Source organism: Pseudoalteromonas sp. MMG022 (assembly GCF_021654245.1).
Classification (GTDB): Bacteria; Pseudomonadota; Gammaproteobacteria; order Enterobacterales; family Alteromonadaceae; genus Pseudoalteromonas; species Pseudoalteromonas amylolytica.
Genome location: NZ_JAKFZQ010000010.1, coordinates 44,457 through 60,268, shown reverse-complemented (window position 1 = coordinate 60,268; position 15,812 = coordinate 44,457). Strand labels below are relative to the sequence as shown.

General features: G+C 43.9%; 13 protein-coding genes. 1 reads left to right on the top strand and 12 read right to left on the bottom strand.

Going from position 1 to position 15,812, the window contains the following annotated elements:
• Window positions 1–86: 86 nt before the first annotated feature.
• From L1070_RS10995 to L1070_RS10950, 10 genes are all read right to left on the bottom strand, one after another.
• Window positions 87–1,403 carry an adenylosuccinate synthase gene (locus L1070_RS10995; RefSeq protein ID WP_237125584.1) on the bottom strand — a complete coding sequence of 439 codons (1,317 nt, stop codon included), beginning with the start codon at window positions 1,401–1,403 and terminating at the stop codon, window positions 87–89.
• A 178-nt stretch (window positions 1,404–1,581) separates the two neighbouring features.
• Window positions 1,582–2,460, bottom strand: coding sequence for a protease modulator HflC (gene hflC, locus L1070_RS10990; protein ID WP_237125583.1), 879 nt, complete (start codon window positions 2,458–2,460; stop codon window positions 1,582–1,584).
• Window positions 2,461–2,465: 5 nt separating this feature from the next.
• Window positions 2,466–3,632, bottom strand: a complete 1,167-nt coding sequence (gene hflK, locus L1070_RS10985) for an FtsH protease activity modulator HflK (protein ID WP_070983777.1) — start codon at window positions 3,630–3,632, stop codon at window positions 2,466–2,468.
• 103 nt (window positions 3,633–3,735) lie between these two features.
• On the bottom strand, window positions 3,736–5,022 hold the full coding sequence (gene hflX, locus L1070_RS10980) for a ribosome rescue GTPase HflX (RefSeq protein WP_237125582.1): 1,287 nt from the start codon (window positions 5,020–5,022) through the stop codon (window positions 3,736–3,738).
• 21 nt (window positions 5,023–5,043) lie between these two features.
• The gene (gene hfq / locus L1070_RS10975) at window positions 5,044–5,307 is read right to left on the bottom strand and encodes an RNA chaperone Hfq (protein WP_070983775.1); all 264 of its coding nucleotides are present in this window, start codon (window positions 5,305–5,307) and stop codon (window positions 5,044–5,046) included.
• Window positions 5,308–5,386: 79 nt separating this feature from the next.
• Complete coding sequence (gene miaA / locus L1070_RS10970; protein WP_237125581.1) at window positions 5,387–6,304, bottom strand: tRNA (adenosine(37)-N6)-dimethylallyltransferase MiaA; 918 nt, start codon at window positions 6,302–6,304, stop codon at window positions 5,387–5,389.
• A complete protein-coding gene (gene mutL, locus L1070_RS10965) occupies window positions 6,297–8,138 on the bottom strand; it encodes a DNA mismatch repair endonuclease MutL (protein WP_237125580.1) in 1,842 nt (613 codons plus the stop codon). Before mutL ends, miaA begins: the two co-directional genes overlap by 8 nt.
• Before the next feature lie 6 nt (window positions 8,139–8,144).
• Entirely contained in the window at window positions 8,145–9,482 is a 1,338-nt protein-coding gene (locus L1070_RS10960; protein ID WP_237125579.1) for an N-acetylmuramoyl-L-alanine amidase, read from the bottom strand.
• The gene (gene tsaE, locus L1070_RS10955) at window positions 9,475–9,945 is read right to left on the bottom strand and encodes a tRNA (adenosine(37)-N6)-threonylcarbamoyltransferase complex ATPase subunit type 1 TsaE (protein WP_237125578.1); all 471 of its coding nucleotides are present in this window, start codon (window positions 9,943–9,945) and stop codon (window positions 9,475–9,477) included. The genes L1070_RS10960 and tsaE overlap by 8 nt, the downstream gene beginning before the upstream one ends.
• 2 nt (window positions 9,946–9,947) lie before the next feature.
• A complete protein-coding gene (locus L1070_RS10950) occupies window positions 9,948–11,441 on the bottom strand; it encodes an NAD(P)H-hydrate dehydratase (protein WP_237125577.1) in 1,494 nt (497 codons plus the stop codon).
• Between the two features lie 3 nt (window positions 11,442–11,444).
• On the opposite strand from L1070_RS10950, the gene queG reads away from it, so the two are divergent.
• Window positions 11,445–12,578 carry a tRNA epoxyqueuosine(34) reductase QueG gene (queG, locus tag L1070_RS10945; RefSeq protein WP_237125576.1) on the top strand — a complete coding sequence of 378 codons (1,134 nt, stop codon included), beginning with the start codon at window positions 11,445–11,447 and terminating at the stop codon, window positions 12,576–12,578.
• Between the two features lie 40 nt (window positions 12,579–12,618).
• Here the strand turns inward: queG and L1070_RS10940 are convergent, their stop codons facing one another.
• A complete protein-coding gene (locus tag L1070_RS10940; RefSeq protein WP_237125575.1) occupies window positions 12,619–13,758 on the bottom strand; it encodes a response regulator in 1,140 nt (379 codons plus the stop codon).
• 81 nt (window positions 13,759–13,839) lie between these two features.
• The gene (locus tag L1070_RS10935) at window positions 13,840–15,786 is read right to left on the bottom strand and encodes an ATP-binding protein (protein WP_237125574.1); all 1,947 of its coding nucleotides are present in this window, start codon (window positions 15,784–15,786) and stop codon (window positions 13,840–13,842) included.
• Between the last annotated feature and the right edge of the window lie 26 nt (window positions 15,787–15,812).

The window sequence follows — 15,812 nt, the reverse complement described above, 5'->3', positions numbered from 1 at the left end:
CGCTTGCAACCTATTACAACAGAGTTTCGTTTATTATAGGCACAAAAAAAGCTGCACTATGCAGCTTTTTTCAAATCAACTATAAATTATGCGCCGAATGGGTTGCGAACAATCATAGTCTCGATACGGTCAGGGCCCGTTGAAATAATATCAACTGGAACGCCAGTAATTTCTTCTAAACGCTTAATATAGTTAACCGCAGCTTGAGGAAGTTGCTCAAGGCTGGTTGCACCGAACGTGTTTTCGCTCCAACCAGGCATTTCTTCATATACTGGTGTTACTTTTTCATAGCCCTCAGCGGCAAGCGGAGTAACGTTAGTCACTGTACCGTCTTCCAACTGATAACCGGTACAGATCTTAATCGTTTCTACACCGTCAAGTACGTCTAGCTTAGTCAAACAGAACCCTGAGATACTATTAATCTGTACCGCACGGCGCATTGCCACAGCGTCAAACCAACCTGTACGACGCAAGCGACCTGTTGTAGCACCAAACTCATGGCCTTTCTCACCTAAGTGCTTACCAACTGGGTCTTGCTTGTCTAGTCCATCATACAGCTCTGTTGGGAACGGACCTGAACCTACACGAGTTGTGTATGCTTTAACAATACCAAGTACGTAGTCAAGGTTAAGTGGGCCAAAACCTGCACCTGTTGCTACACCACCAGCAGTAGTGTTGGACGATGTCACATACGGATAAGTACCGTGGTCAATATCTAGCAACGTACCCTGCGCACCTTCAAACAAGATGTTTTCGCCAGCTGCACGAGTTTGATCTAACAATTCAGTCACATCAACAACCATTGACTTCAGAATTTGTGCCACAGCCATTGCGTCATCAAATGTCTTTTGGAAGTCCACAGCATCAACTTTATAGTAGTTCACTAGCGTGAAGTTATGATACTCAAGTACTTCTTTTAGTTTCGCAGCAAACTGCTCAGGGTTAAATAAGTCGCCTACACGAAGACCACGACGTGCGACCTTATCTTCGTAAGCAGGACCGATACCACGACCCGTTGTACCAATGGCTTTCTCGCCACGCGCTAATTCACGAGCCTGATCCAGTGCCACGTGATAAGGCAAGATCAAAGGACACGCTTCGCTTATTAATAAACGCTCACGAACTGGTACGCCACGCTCTTCAAGCATACCGATTTCTTTCATTAACGCATCTGGAGCTAACACCACACCGTTACCAATCACACATTTTACGTTATCACGCAAAACACCTGATGGAATTAAATGTAATACTGTTTTCTCACCATTGATCACCAAAGTATGGCCAGCATTATGACCACCTTGATAACGCACAACTAGAGAAGCTTTATCTGTTAGTAAGTCTACAACCTTACCTTTACCTTCGTCACCCCATTGGGTGCCTAATACAACGACGTTTTTACCCATTGCAAAATCACTTAGAAAAAATTAGGCGCAGATTTTACCAGAAAATCGGGTAGGAGATCACCCCGTTTTGAGTGTTTTTTCCGCATTCACTGAAATACTATTGAAAACAACTGAATTAAAACAAAAAAGCTCTGATAAATTTCAGAGCTTTTTTAAGCGATGAAGGCAATTGTATGTATTATTTGCCGCTTGCCCCTTTCATATAGTCAAAGAATTCACTATCTGGGGAAAGCACCATCACATCACCTTTGTTTTGGAAGGTTTTCTTATACGCTTCTAACGAACGTACAAAACTAAAAAACTCAGGATCTTTGTTATATGCATCGGCGTAAACTTTAGCCGCTGTCGCATCACCCTGACCGCGTACAGCGCGAGCATTACGCTCCGCATCCGCCAGCATGACCGTTACACGTCTATCAACCTCAGCACGAATCGTCTCAGCTTTTTCCTGACCTTCTGAACGGTGCTCTTTTGCCACAGCAGTACGCTCAGCACGCATACGCTGGAAAATAGAGCTACTCACTTCATTTGGTAGGTTAATTTGCTTAACACGAACATCTAGTACTTCAATACCTAACTCTTTTGCACTTTCAGAAGCCTGAACCAGCGCTTCTTCCATCAGTTCACTACGCTCACCAGAAACAATTTCTCGGATGGTACGCGAACCAAAGTTTGTTCTCAGACCATTGTTTACCTTTTGCTTCAATAGTGTTTCAGCATACTGTTTGTCACCGCGAGCACGCAGATAAAATGAACTGAAGTCATTCACGCGCCATTTAACAAAAGAATCAACAATTAAGTCCTTCTTTTCACTTGTTACAAAACGGTCTGGTGCACCATCTAGAGTCTGTATACGTGCATCTAATTTACGCACCTGACTAAAAAATGGCACTTTAAAGTGTAACCCAGGCGCATAAACAACTGCGTTATCTTCACTGTCTTTTTGTACTTTACTGAACAATAAGACAATTGCACGTTGTCCTTCAGTGACTACAAATACCGATGAAAAAGACATCAATACCGCAGCGAGCAAAATCACAATACTAAAATTCTTCATTGCGCTTATCTCCCGTTATTGAATCTGTCTTGCGAAAAACGATCATTGCTACCATTCACAGTACTATTGCGAGACTGGCCTAATGTTTTTCTAAGTTCATTGATATCGTTTTTGCTTGGTAACGTAATTTGTGTACCAGACGTATTCTGACCCATTATCTTATCCAAGGGCAGATACATCATGTTATTACCACCTTTTACATCAACCAATACTTTTGTGCTGCGACCTAATACTTCTTCCATCGCATCTATGTATAAGCGCTGTCTGGTAACTTCTTTTGCAGCCTGATATTCAGGTAATAGCTTCTCAAAGCGCTCCACTTCACCGCGAGCTTCTAGAGTCACACGTTCGCGATAAGCTTCCGCTTCTTGCGTCATACGTGTCACCTGACCACGGGCTCTTGGCTCAATTTCACGAGCATAAGCTTCTGCTTCACGGATAAAGCGTTCTTCATCCTCTTGTGCTGCAATTGCATCGTCAAATGCATCTTTGACTTCCGCAGGTGGGCGAGAGTCTTTAAAGTTCACGTCAGTGACCAAAATACCTAGATTATATGGTTCAATTATTTTATTGAGTTCATCCCAAGTTCTTTGACGAACCAATTCACGGCCTGTCGTAAGCACTTGGTCCATTCTCGAATGACCAACAACATAGCGTAATGCACTGTCCAAAGACTGCTGTAAGCTGTGATCAGCATCTGTCACGCTAAACTTGTAAAGTCTTGGGTCCATCACTCGATACTGAACTTCAAATTCAACACTCACCACATTTTCGTCTTCGGTCAACATAAAACCAGACGCCGACAACGAGCGAACCGCTTCAATATCAATAGGGATCACTTGTTCAATAAAAGTCATCTTCCAACGCAAGCCAGGTTCTGCGATGCGGTCAAACTGACCAAACTGCAACACAATGCCTCGCTCTGCTTCCTTGACGGTATAAATACCACTAAGTGCCCAAACGATAGCCGCTATCAGTAGGATGAAGGTCATGCCAGCACCACCAATGCCACCACTGCCTCCACCACCAGACTTGCCACCGAATAAACCACCAAACTTGTTGCTGAATTTACGGAATACTTCGTCTAGATCAGGTGGGCCTTGATCCCGTCCTCCGCGGTTTTTCCACGGGTCGTTATCATTGCCATTATTACCCGGTTCATTCCAGGCCATAGCTATACTCCATTGTTATTAAAGTCAATTAAGGTAAATCTACCAAATAAGCGGCGATTCTCATACCCAAATGCGAACAAAACTACACTTTTCTATGTAAAAATTATGTTTCAATAAATTTTTCGATGTCCATACCCTGTTCTTTTTTTAGCCGCTCCCAATCGACTTCCGGTAAACGCACCTGTATCAGCCAGTTGCCTCGCTCATCATAATCTTCCTGCTGTACCGCATTTAGATTGAATAACGCACCTCGTAAACGTCCAAAAGCGGGCGGAATACACAGGGTATGATTAAAAATTTTCTTTGCAAGCAGCTCTGATATTGCTTGCGATAGTAACTCAGTTCCTACGCCGGAATGAGCCGACAGCCAAACACGAATAGGCTGCCCTTCGTCATTTCGATCTATTCTAGGTCGCACATCCTCGAGTAGGTCAATTTTGTTATAAACCAACAACTGCGGAATGTCATCCGCTTCAATTTCTTTTAAAACGGATTGAACCTCTTCGATATTTTCCTTACGGCGACTATCGGCTACATCGACTACATGGATTTGTAGGTCAGCTTCACGAGTTTCAGTTAACGTTGCCTTAAATGCTGCCACTAAGTCATGTGGCAAATGACGAATGAAGCCAACCGTGTCAGCCAATATTACAGGCCCAATATCATCTATTTGAAGCTTTCTTAACGTTGGGTCTAACGTCGCAAATAGTTGATCAGCGGCGTACACATCGGAGTTAGTGATGAGGTTAAACAGCGTAGACTTACCGGCATTGGTGTAACCGACCAAGGACACCGTTGGTACCTCATTGCGACTACGTGCCCGACGACCTTGCTCACGAACCGTGGCTACTTTCTCTAAACGCTTGCGGATACTTTTAATACGTTCACGTAACAGACGTCTATCGGTTTCAAGTTGGGTTTCACCTGGCCCTCGCAGACCGATACCACCTTTTTGTCTTTCAAGGTGAGTCCAGCCGCGAATCAATCGAGTTGAGATATGCCTAAGTTGGGCTAATTCAACTTGCAACTTACCTTCGTGAGTACGTGCTCGCTGTGCAAAAATATCAAGTATCAGGGTTGTTCTATCCAATACCCGACATTGACAAACACGCTCTAAGTTTCTTTCTTGAGAAGGACTAAGTTGATGGTTGAATATAACGACATCTGCATTGTGGATTTTGACAATCTCAGCAATCTCTTCTGCTTTACCCGTACCGACGAATAGTTTGGCATGTGGTGCTTGACGACTGCCTTGCACAATCGCCAAACTACTAACACCTGCAGAAGAAACCAACATTTCCAGCTCGCGCAGATCTTCACGATCGCCTTCATTGGGAAAGTCGATATGAACTAAGACTGCCTGTTCGCCGGCTTCGTAACGGTCAAACAAGCATTATGCTCCTACTAAAAATTAATAATTACCATCATCAACTTGGTCACTACCTTCACTACCCTGAGCACTTTGGAAGTTTACCGCACGGGCTGGTACGACCGTAGAGATAGCATGTTTATACACCATTTGGTTGACCGTGTTTTCGAGTAAAATCACGAACTGATCAAATGATTGAATTTTACCTTGTAATTTAATGCCGTTAACTAAAAAAATTGAAACAGGAATGCGCTCACGACGTAAGACATTCAAAAACGGGTCTTGTAACGATTGGCCTTTTGCCATTTTCTTTTCCTTCGTTCTAGGTGTTATTATTAGTTTCGCCGTCGATTAAATCTTCAGTAGCTTGATTTAACAGCTACTATTAGCTTAGCGAAGTTAATACACGTTGCAAGTTTTGTTGCTCATCGGTCTCTAACCAAGTCACATCCGGCCAACCTCTTAACCAAGTAAGTTGCCGCTTTGCTAATTGTCTGGTTGCTGCGATACCTTTGAAAACCATTTGGTCGTAATCACAGTCACCAGCTAAATGCTCCCACATCTGTCGATAACCGACACAACGTATTGAGGGAAGATCAGGATGTAAGTCTCCTCGACGATATAAGGCCAAAACTTCATTTTTAAACCCCTGTTCCAACATAATTTGGAATCTTTTTTCAATACGTTGGTGTAGTACCTTTCGATCTGTCGGAGCAATCGCAAACTGATGAAATTGATAAGGCAAAGGCGACTGTTTTTGTTTTTGTAATTCTGTCATGTTTTTGCCAGTGATACGGAACACCTCTAACGCACGATTGATACGCTGAGAGTCTTTTTCACTTATTTTTGCAGCGGCTTCTGGATCTATTTCACTAAGCTGCTTATGCAATTGGGACCATCCCAGTTCGGTGGCTTCAATTTCCAATTGTGCACGTACATCAGGGTCAGCTTCAGGTAGTGGGGATAGCCCTTCAATCAGCCCTTTGAAATACATCATAGTACCACCCACTAGGATCGGCACTTTACCTCTTTGATGCAAAGCATCTATGTGATGACAGGCATCGCGGCGAAAATCTGCAACCGAATAACTTTCGAGTGGATCGATAATATCTATTAAATGGTGCGGTGCCAAAGCTAATTCATTTGCATCTGGCTTTGCAGTACCAATATCCATGCCTTTATAAACTAAGGCAGAATCAACACTGACCACTTCAGTGTCTAAATGCTGACATAACTCTATTGCTAAGGCCGTTTTTCCTGCCGCAGTCGGCCCCATCAGGGTTATAACAGGTAAATTATTCACTCTTAAACTCTTGTGGTAATAACGTTGAAAACATCTTCTGATCTATTTTAACCGCTTTTTCCTGAATGCGCGCCAAACATTTTTGATTTTTTTCAATATATTGCTGTGCTTTTGCAAATTGCTCAGATGAAAAGTAGCGGCTAGGAGTGTGCGCCACCAACCAAGTTAACCACCCTTCCACGCTGTCTAAACCATTCTGACACGCCTGTATGACTTTAGAAATAAATGTTCCCACATCAATACTATAAAGGCTCACAGGAAGTTTTTTCACCATGATGTAACGGTCAAACAGTTGCACATCAAAGCCAAGTAAAGTCAACCAAGACTCATACTCTGCCAGCAGCGCAATTTCTTGCTTTTCAAGATTGACCCTGACAGGTAGCAACAATGCCTTGCAAGGCAAACTTGCATCTTTTTCCAACAGTTCCAGCCAATAATTGTGAAGTGCATATTTGAAATGCGATACCCGAAGTTCTTTTTGCTGCTCAATTAGCACAACGCCATCTTCTAAGGTCAGCAATGATACATACCTAGCTTGGCTTTGTAGCTGCTCCTCTATGCGTGGCTGAATGTCAAACGCACTCGCCTGTTGATGTGACAAACCTTGATAAAGTTGATTCACATTATAGTGTCGAGAGTTTGCCTCTGGGCGTGTGCCCCCTTTGCTTTGGCTAAAGTTACCTCCCCCTGCGGATAACCCGAAGCTTGGCGCTCGAGGTTCATATTCATCACTCATATTGGTCGCTTGATAAGCACCTGAATCAGATAGAGGCTGCAAAGTACTACGATACTCTTGATGATCAACATCAGACACATGAGTATCCACAGTTACGTTAGCCAGCTCTGAGTTTAATGGCATCACGGCCTGCTTTATAGCCTGCACGATAAAGTCATGGACCAAACGAGCCTGATGAAAACGCACCTCATGTTTTGCAGGGTGTACATTAACATCCACTTGTCGCGGGTCTATTTCTAAATACACGACAAAGCCTGGCACTTCTTGTTCACCAACCACTTCCTCAAATGCTTGGCGAATGGCATGTAAAATCAGCTTATCACGCATCATACGACCATTCACGTAGGTGTATTGAGCGTTATTACTGCAACCAACCGGTAGTACCCAAGCATGAAGCATCAACCCTTCCGAGCCCGACTCAATATAGGTTGCTTGCTGTTCGAAGTCTTTTCCACCAACCTGCGCTACGCGCTTTACCCCGTCTTCTTTAGTGCGAGCACGATATTGGCGTACTACTTTTTGATTGTGTGTTAAGGTAATGGCGACGTCAAAGCGACTCAACGCAATGCGTTTAACCAGTTCATCAATATGGCTAAATTCTGTTTTTTCAGTACGCAAAAATTTACGTCGCGCCGGAGTATTAAAAAACAGATCTTTCACTTCAATAGTCGTGCCATCGGGGTGAGCGGTTGGCTGGACTTGCACCGCCATATCTCGCCCTTCCGCGAAGGCTTGCCAAGCCGTTTCTTGCTCAGCCGGTTTCGAACTAAGGGTTAAACGCGAGACGGAGCTGATAGAGGCAAGCGCTTCACCGCGAAATCCAAGAGACAAAATACATTCTAAGTCATCTAGACTTTTTAATTTGCTGGTTGCATGACGAGAAAGTGCCAACATCAGCTCATCTTTAGCAATGCCTTTACCATTGTCACGGATCCGAATTAGTTTGTGCCCGCCACGTTCAATATCAATATGAATTCGGGTTGCCCCAGCATCAATACTGTTCTCTACCAGCTCTTTTACCACAGAAGCGGGACGTTCAACTACCTCACCGGCGGCTATCTGGTTAGCTAACCGCGCCGGCAAAATCTCTATCGTCATATCGAATTAAGCCTTTGGAATCGTCAACACTTGGCCAACATATAAGATGTCTTTGGTCAGTTGGTTTGCTCGCTTTAATGCCGCAACGGATACACCATAACGGCTAGCCAGTACGCTCAATGACTCGCCACTTTTTACCACATGCTGACCGGGTCCTTTTAGGCGAGCAAAGAGCGAGTCATCCGGCGGATTACGTTTATAGTAGCTCTTAATAGACTTGAAAATAGCCCTTGCTAGCTTTTCTTGGTGACTACTCGATTGTAACAAGCGCTCTTCTTTTGGGTTAGATATGAATCCAGTTTCAACCAAAATTGACGGAATATCCGGCGACTTCAAAACCCCTAAATTAGCCGACTGAGGCCTTTTTTTATGTAATTTAGTCACTTTTTTTAGCTCACCAACCACTTCATCGGCTACCTGCACCGCGGTTCGCATTGAGTGGTCCATCGACATATCCAACAATGCTTTGGCTAAGTACTTTTCGTTTTCTGTATCTTTAATGAGTTCCGCAGCCCCGCCCAAGAGCTGAGAATGTTTTTCTTTATCTTCCAGCCACTTACCTATTTCAGAATTCGCTCTGCGTAACGATAGTACCCATACCGAAGCACCGCTTGGGCCCGGCGTAAAAAACGCATCCGCGTGAATTGATACAAAAAAGTCTGCGCGTTTCTCGCGAGCCTTGACAGAACGAGTATTCACTTTTAGGAAGTAGTCGCCCGTTCGAGTTAAGCGTGCTTTCATACCTGGCTGCTTATCGATTAGCCGTGCTAAGCGTCTTGCTATTGGCAACGTAACATTTTTCTCATATGTACCAGAAGGGCCTATTGAACCTGGATCTTCACCACCATGCCCAGCATCAACCGCAATGATAATATCTCGATCTGTTACTCTCTCGCGCTTTTTCGATTGTGGCTTGTCATTACTGTATAAACTGGCTTGTTGCGCGTACAAATCAACCACCAAACGGTGTTTCTTAGGTGGCGTGGGAGCAAGCGCAAACACGACAGGCTTCGCACTGCTTGATAAATCAAAGACCACTCGAGTACTTCGTGAGTTTTTTGCTTTGCTGTAGCGAATCTTAGATATGATACGATGTTCATCGGGGATCTGTGGCAACGCATCGGCTTTACTTGTGTTATCGAAGTCAACAACCAATCGCAGCGGGTTTTTCAGCATAAAATAGCTGTAATCAGGCTTGTTTGATAAATCAAATACAACACGGGTGCTATCTGGCGATGGCCAAACTCGCACCCCTTCAATGTCATTTTTTGCTTCGACAACCAAACTTAGCATCATGATCATGATGCTAAAAAAGCTGTTTACCAGAAATCCTATACTACGCATCTTGCCCTAATTGTTTTATGATTTGTTGTCCACGTTCACTTGCTGCTGACACAGTAATGTTTCTGTGTTGCCCATCGTATGTCATTTCAACGTTTAGATCAGGGTTTGGAATAAACCCACGCCCCTTCTCTGGCCACTCTACAATACAGATAGCCTCAGGACTAAAATAGTCCCTAATACCCATATATTCTAGCTCTTCTGGGTCACCTAAACGATATAAATCAAAATGATATATTGAGACCTCATTGAGCTCATAGGGTTCAACCAAGGTATAAGTTGGACTTTTTACTTTTCCTTTATGCCCCATTCCTTGCACTATACCTCTGGACAAAGTGGTTTTCCCAGCACCTAAATCTCCGTGTAAAAACAATACTGCTCCGTCTTTTATATATTTACACAGGCGTGCGCCCATAGCCACCGTTTGGGCCTCATCGGCCAAATGCTGACTAAAAGTATTACTCATGGTTACCCCAATAAACGTCGTATATGCACAAAAAGATCGCTGGCGAGTAATCCCCGTTCACCTTCTTTTGCGGCGATTTGTGCTGCTAAACCATGAATATACACAGCTAAAGAGCTTGCCGCAAATGACTCCATGCCTTGCGCTCTCAAAGCGCCAATTATACCAGATAAAACGTCCCCCATCCCAGCGCTTGCCATAGCAGAGCACCCTGAACGGTTAATATTTATGCGTTTGGTATCTGCGACCAGTGAACCGGGTCCTTTTAACACTATCGTAGCCTTGTAATTGGTCGCTAACCAAGTAGCCAATGTAAAGCGAGACAAAGGGTCAACATCTTGAGCGTCTGCAAGTAAACGCTTTGCTTCGCCAAGGTGTGGTGTCAACACAGCATGAGCGTAGTGTTTGTGTGAACTTGCTAGCATGTTTAAGGCATCCGCATCAACCACTACTGGTCCCTCAAATGATAGGCTTTTTTCGAACACTGTTTTTGCCCAATCATTCTGACCAAGACCTGGGCCTATAACCATTACATCCGCCTTATCCATGAGCAGCTCTAGCTCATCCGCTTTATCGATGCCATGCACCATAAGTTCGTATCGCCCTTGTAGTACACTTGCAGCACTATCTGGATGTGTTGCTACACTTACCAACCCAGCACCGCTGCGAAGTGCGGCTTCCGCGGCTAGTCGCACCGCCCCTGCCATACCTTTATTGCCACCGATAACTAATACATGACCACAGCTATTTTTATAACTATCTTCCGCTCTTTGTTTAAGTTGGCTCAACAAAGAATGTGAAGCGAGTAAAGTTGCACTAGGTTTCACCAGCTGCTCGAAGGCATCAGCGACATCTAATGAAGCATACAGTATCTGACCACAGCAGGCTTTAGCAGATCCCGTTAATGTGCCCTGTTTCAATGCGATAAAAGTCATCGTCATATCGGCAGCAAAAGTCCCCTGTGCAACCACGGATGTGGTTCCGTTAACACCACTGGGTATATCAATACTGACACGCTTTGCTTGGCTATTTTTGCAATCTCGGAATAACTCTATTAATAGCGGTGGAAGCTGCCCTTTAAATCCAGTGCCAAATACCCCATCAACTATCACGCAAAAATTTTGAAGTTCGGGCTGCTCAGTCACAATATTTACCCCACTTTGTCCAGCCGATAAATAAGCCTGCTGAGCGTCACCCAACAGCTGTTCAGGAGGGAACACTGCATAAACGCATACTTCTCGCCCAGCGTGATGTAGGAGTTTAGCCAGCACATAAGCGTCACCCGCGTTGTTGCCTTTGCCCGCAAGTAGCAGTACTCGTTGAGCGGTCACTAATTCGTGGTCAAACAATGAGAACAATGCTTGACCTGCGCGGTGCATCAATTGTGATAGATTGGTGGCGGACATACGTGCGGCTTCACCTTCATATTGCTTGACCTGTTGGGCGCTGTAGGCAACTTGTGGTAAATTAGTCGAGTATTTAGCTTCCAAGATAAACATTCCGTGACGACTGATAGTATTAATTATATTGAACTGGCAGAAAAAATTAAGCAATGGGGCAAAGCGCTCGGTTTTGCCGATGTAGGTATTACAGATATAGATTTGTCTGCTCATGAAGAGCAATTGCAACGCTGGCTTGACCACGGCAACCATGGCGACATGGAATATATGGCAGCACACGGGATGAAAAGAGCTCGCCCTGATGAGTTAGTTCCTGGCACGCAAAGAGTCATTTCAGTGAGGATGAACTATCTACCACCTGATGCCAGCTTTGCTAAAGCACTAGCAAACAAAAGTACGGCCTATATCAGTCGTTACGCACTTGGACGCGATTACCATAAGGTTATGAGAAACAGGCTAAAACAACTTGGCCAAAAAATATCTAGCGAAGTTGAGCCGTTGGGATATCGACCTTTCGTCGACTCCGCTCCCGTATTAGAAAGACAGCTTGCGGAAAAGGCGGGGTTAGGCTGGCGAGGAAAAAACAGTTTATTAATTCAAAAGCAGGCGGGCTCATGGTTTTTCCTCGGTGAATTGTTTGTTGATATTCCCCTACCCATTGATCAAAAAGATCAGTTTGAAGGATGTGGTAAGTGTAATGCTTGTATCACCTTATGCCCAACAGGCGCCATTATAGAACCTTATGTCGTCGACGCTCGCAAATGTATTTCCTACCTCACGATTGAATTACAAGGCGCAATCCCTGAGCAATATCGCTCACTCATAGGCAACAGAATTTATGGCTGTGATGACTGCCAACTTGTATGTCCTTGGAACAGATATGGTCAGCTCACCAAAGAGCAAGACTTTATGGCCAGACCTCAGTTAAAAGATCGCTCGTTAGTTGAGCTATTCATGTGGGATGAAGCGACCTTTTTAAAAGTAACTGAGGGTAACCCAATTCGCCGTATTGGCCATCAACGATGGCTACGTAATCTAGCTGTTGGGCTAGGTAATGCTGACTACGATGAAAGTATTGTCGAGGCTTTAGAAAAGCGCCTAGTGGGTGCATCTGATTTGGTTAAAGAACATATCAATTGGGCGCTGAAACAACAAAGCCATAAGCAACAGCAAACGCAACGTAAGCAAGCTCGCTTGATCCGTATTATAGAAAAGGGCTTACCTAGGGACGCTTAGTCAGGGACGCTTACCCGAAACGTCCCCACTCCAATTTAAGTTACTTCTCATCTACTTTATGGCTCAAGGCCGCTAAGTCAGTTTCTATTTCTGCAAATGCAGCTTTAACTTGCATCACAGCTTCTTGTCTTGCCACTGACTTTTGAATTGCTTCGTCAACATGGTTATAAATATACCATTCTTGGTCTTCATCCAAGCCCATGGTTGGAATTCGGTGCTCAAACTGTTCCTGTAAGCCTCTAAAAACCGCCTCGTTTTGTTTACGATTATTGTCCAGCAAGGAGATCAGCCCTTTGAATTTGCTGTTAATCATGGCAATGGCACCATTGAGGTTTTGCTGTTGCTGCCGCAATTCATTACGAGTTTGTATCGCTAATAATTGCTGTTCCGTAACGCTCACAATAAAACAAATATGATCTCGAATACGGCCATGTTTATCCGCATCTCCCTCTGGCATGTTTAACACTAATGCACTGATGTAGTCATAGTTCACCAAAATCCTACTGGTGAACTCATGTAAACGCCCCTTGGATTTCAATATCTCAAACAATTCCAGAACTATCGGAGAGCAGACGCCTGAAGAAGCAAAATGCATGTTTTGTGTATCCGTGCGGACCTCAACATTGCAGCTAAGCCCAAAGTTCGCCATACAGTTTATTAGTGCTGCAGCCAAGTCAGGTATATTGTCAATATTTCCGATGTGCTCAATATAATTGACAATTTGCCCCATTTCACTGCTGGTCGCCATAGCACTGAATGCCGTTGATGTGGCATCTTCTACTTGTTGCTCTAAAATGTCCTTCTCAAGCAACATCTGGCCAAGTTTAATAAGCTTTGATGTGAGCTCACTTTGCCCAAAGGGCTTCACAATGTAATCTTCAGCACCGACAGCATATCCTTCCATACGCTCTTCAACTGAACCTCTAGCCGACACAAACATAACCACAATATGACTCGTTTCTGGGTTCGATTTGATTTTACGGCACACCTCGTAGCCATTCATATTAGGCATACTAACATCAAGCAAGACCACCTGAGGGTCAAAGTCCTCAAGCATGCCTAAACATTCTGGACCACTGCAAGCAGTGCGCAGTTCAAAATCTAAGTCTTCTAGAATTTCTTCGATGATCTCGAGGTTGAATGGTTCATCATCCACGGCGAGTACACGTTGTAATGCCATGCTTATACTCCTTGTATTATCGTAAGCCTCTATATAGTTATAGCTGCGCTTACCCTGTTATGCGAATGTAAATGCGATGGGTTACTGTTTATCTACCGGCAACTCAATATGCATTGTCACCCCTGCATCATCGTTATTAGTTGCGTAAATTCGACCTTTATGCAGTAACACAAACTCCTTACAAATCGCCAACCCCAAACCCGTGCCTCCTGCACCACTGTTAGTCGTGCTGCTTTGTACAAACTTCGAAAAAATCTGATCTAACTCGTCATTTGGAATACCAACTCCCTGATCTCGAATTTCAATTTTTACTAAATTACCCAGATCTTTAATGCTAATAAACACAATCGCCTTCTCTGGACTAAATTTAACAGCGTTGCCTAATATATTGCGTATAACCTGATTCATCTGCTCTGGGTCACAAACAACCATAAATGGCTCTATCGGTGCAGATAATTTAAATTGGATTTGTTTGGCTAATGCGCTGCCAGAGACATCATCAATCCCCGTTTTGACTGTGGTACACAAATCTTGAAGACTGGGATTAAACGGAAAACGTCCCGCATCTAATTTCGATAAATCCAACAGATTATTGAGTAACAACAGTAACCGTTCACCACTGGTTTCTATCCTAGATAAGTACTTGCCTAGCTTATCAACGGGCACGTCGTCACCGGCAAGTTTGTCGATACCAAAACGAGCGAAGCTCAAAATTGAGTGCATGGGAGTGCGCAATTCATGCGACATATTGGCCAAGAATTCTGATTTGCTCACGTTCGCGGCTTCCGCGGCTTCTTTGGCTTTCTGTAATTGTGCTGTGCGCGCCTGAACTTCCGCCTCTAGCACCTCCTTTGCCTCTTCCAACACCTGCTGCCTTTTTTTCAAGTGTGTCACATTTTTTAGGATCACTGAAAACGCTAGCTCACCGTGATGGTCAATTTCATGAAAAGTCCCCATCAAAGGAATGTCTTTATTTTCGTGAGTCAACAATAACTCACAGTCAAAACTTCTTTTCCCTTTCAGATCTTGTATTTGTTGCTTCAATTTCTCGACTGATTCATCATCAAAAATTTCGAATATTGATCTTGAGCATATTTGCTCTTGTGAACATTGAAACAACTCTACACACGCATCATTCCCTTCGATAATATTGCCATTGCGAGAGAAAAGCATAATTGAGTCTGGGGTATGTTTATAAATTACCCGCAGCAAACTATCTCGTTCAATAAGTGCATCAACTGTATCTTGTAGTCGTTCAACCAGCTCCTGATTATGACGTTTTAACACCTCTGTTTGCCAAAGCTTATGTAAGGATTTTAGTAAGTCACCGTCATCAAACGGGCTAATTAGCACATCTTCAACCCCCAGTCGAATTGCCTCTAACATATCTATCTGATCGGCTTTTTCGGTGTACAACAAACAACGCGTTCCTGCATTGATAGATTTCAGCTGGCTGAATAGATCCAAAGCACTTTTATCATGTGGTTCAAACGCTGCGATGAGCAAATCAATATTCTGATGCTGCGCTTGAGTGATACCAGCAAAGCTAGACTCCGCTGTATAAACTTGCAGCTGAGCCCCCGACAAGCTTGACGCTAAATCAGCTAAACGAGACAGAGAATGATCAACCAACAGAACCGTTGGTAAAATTAAGCGGTGTTCTGAGCCGATTTCAAATACCCTTTCAAGCAGGTTGGTTATCTCTTTGTTTGAAAAAAATGGGTATACCACAATGCCATTGGGTAGAGCTTTATTGAACTGGCTAAAAATAGACAGTTGTTGCGCGTTGTCAGGTTTGGGAGCAAGTAAAATCAGTTTATCGTGATGGCGTAACGTGGCAAGTTTTTCTAAGCAAGTGTCTGGAATACCGTTGGCGATAGCCACTGCGTTGTACTTGGTAAGATCATCAAGCTGCTCCAACATTCTATAATGAATATGCTCAACCTCTCCCCCAAGCAGTTCAAACAATACTTTAATGCGCATTGCCAAAACACTGTTACTATCGATGATCAAAACCTTGTTCGTCATATTGCCACACAGATCTGTCCTTCGTG

Excerpts from the sequence above, each read along its gene's own strand:
- L1070_RS10935 (WP_237125574.1), bottom strand. The coding sequence starts at position 15,786 with ATGACGAACAAGGTTTTGATCATCGATAGTAACAGTGTTTTGGCAATG.
- hfq (WP_070983775.1), bottom strand. The coding sequence starts at position 5,307 with ATGGCAAAAGGCCAATCGTTACAAGACCCGTTTTTGAATGTCTTACGT.
- L1070_RS10950 (WP_237125577.1), bottom strand. The coding sequence starts at position 11,441 with ATGTTTATCTTGGAAGCTAAATACTCGACTAATTTACCACAAGTTGCC.
- hflK (WP_070983777.1), bottom strand. The coding sequence starts at position 3,632 with ATGGCCTGGAATGAACCGGGTAATAATGGCAATGATAACGACCCGTGG.
- hflC (WP_237125583.1), bottom strand. The coding sequence starts at position 2,460 with ATGAAGAATTTTAGTATTGTGATTTTGCTCGCTGCGGTATTGATGTCT.
- L1070_RS10995 (WP_237125584.1), bottom strand. The coding sequence starts at position 1,403 with ATGGGTAAAAACGTCGTTGTATTAGGCACCCAATGGGGTGACGAAGGT.
- L1070_RS10960 (WP_237125579.1), bottom strand. The coding sequence starts at position 9,482 with ATGCGTAGTATAGGATTTCTGGTAAACAGCTTTTTTAGCATCATGATC.
- mutL (WP_237125580.1), bottom strand. The coding sequence starts at position 8,138 with ATGACGATAGAGATTTTGCCGGCGCGGTTAGCTAACCAGATAGCCGCC.
- tsaE (WP_237125578.1), bottom strand. The coding sequence starts at position 9,945 with ATGAGTAATACTTTTAGTCAGCATTTGGCCGATGAGGCCCAAACGGTG.
- L1070_RS10940 (WP_237125575.1), bottom strand. The coding sequence starts at position 13,758 with ATGGCATTACAACGTGTACTCGCCGTGGATGATGAACCATTCAACCTC.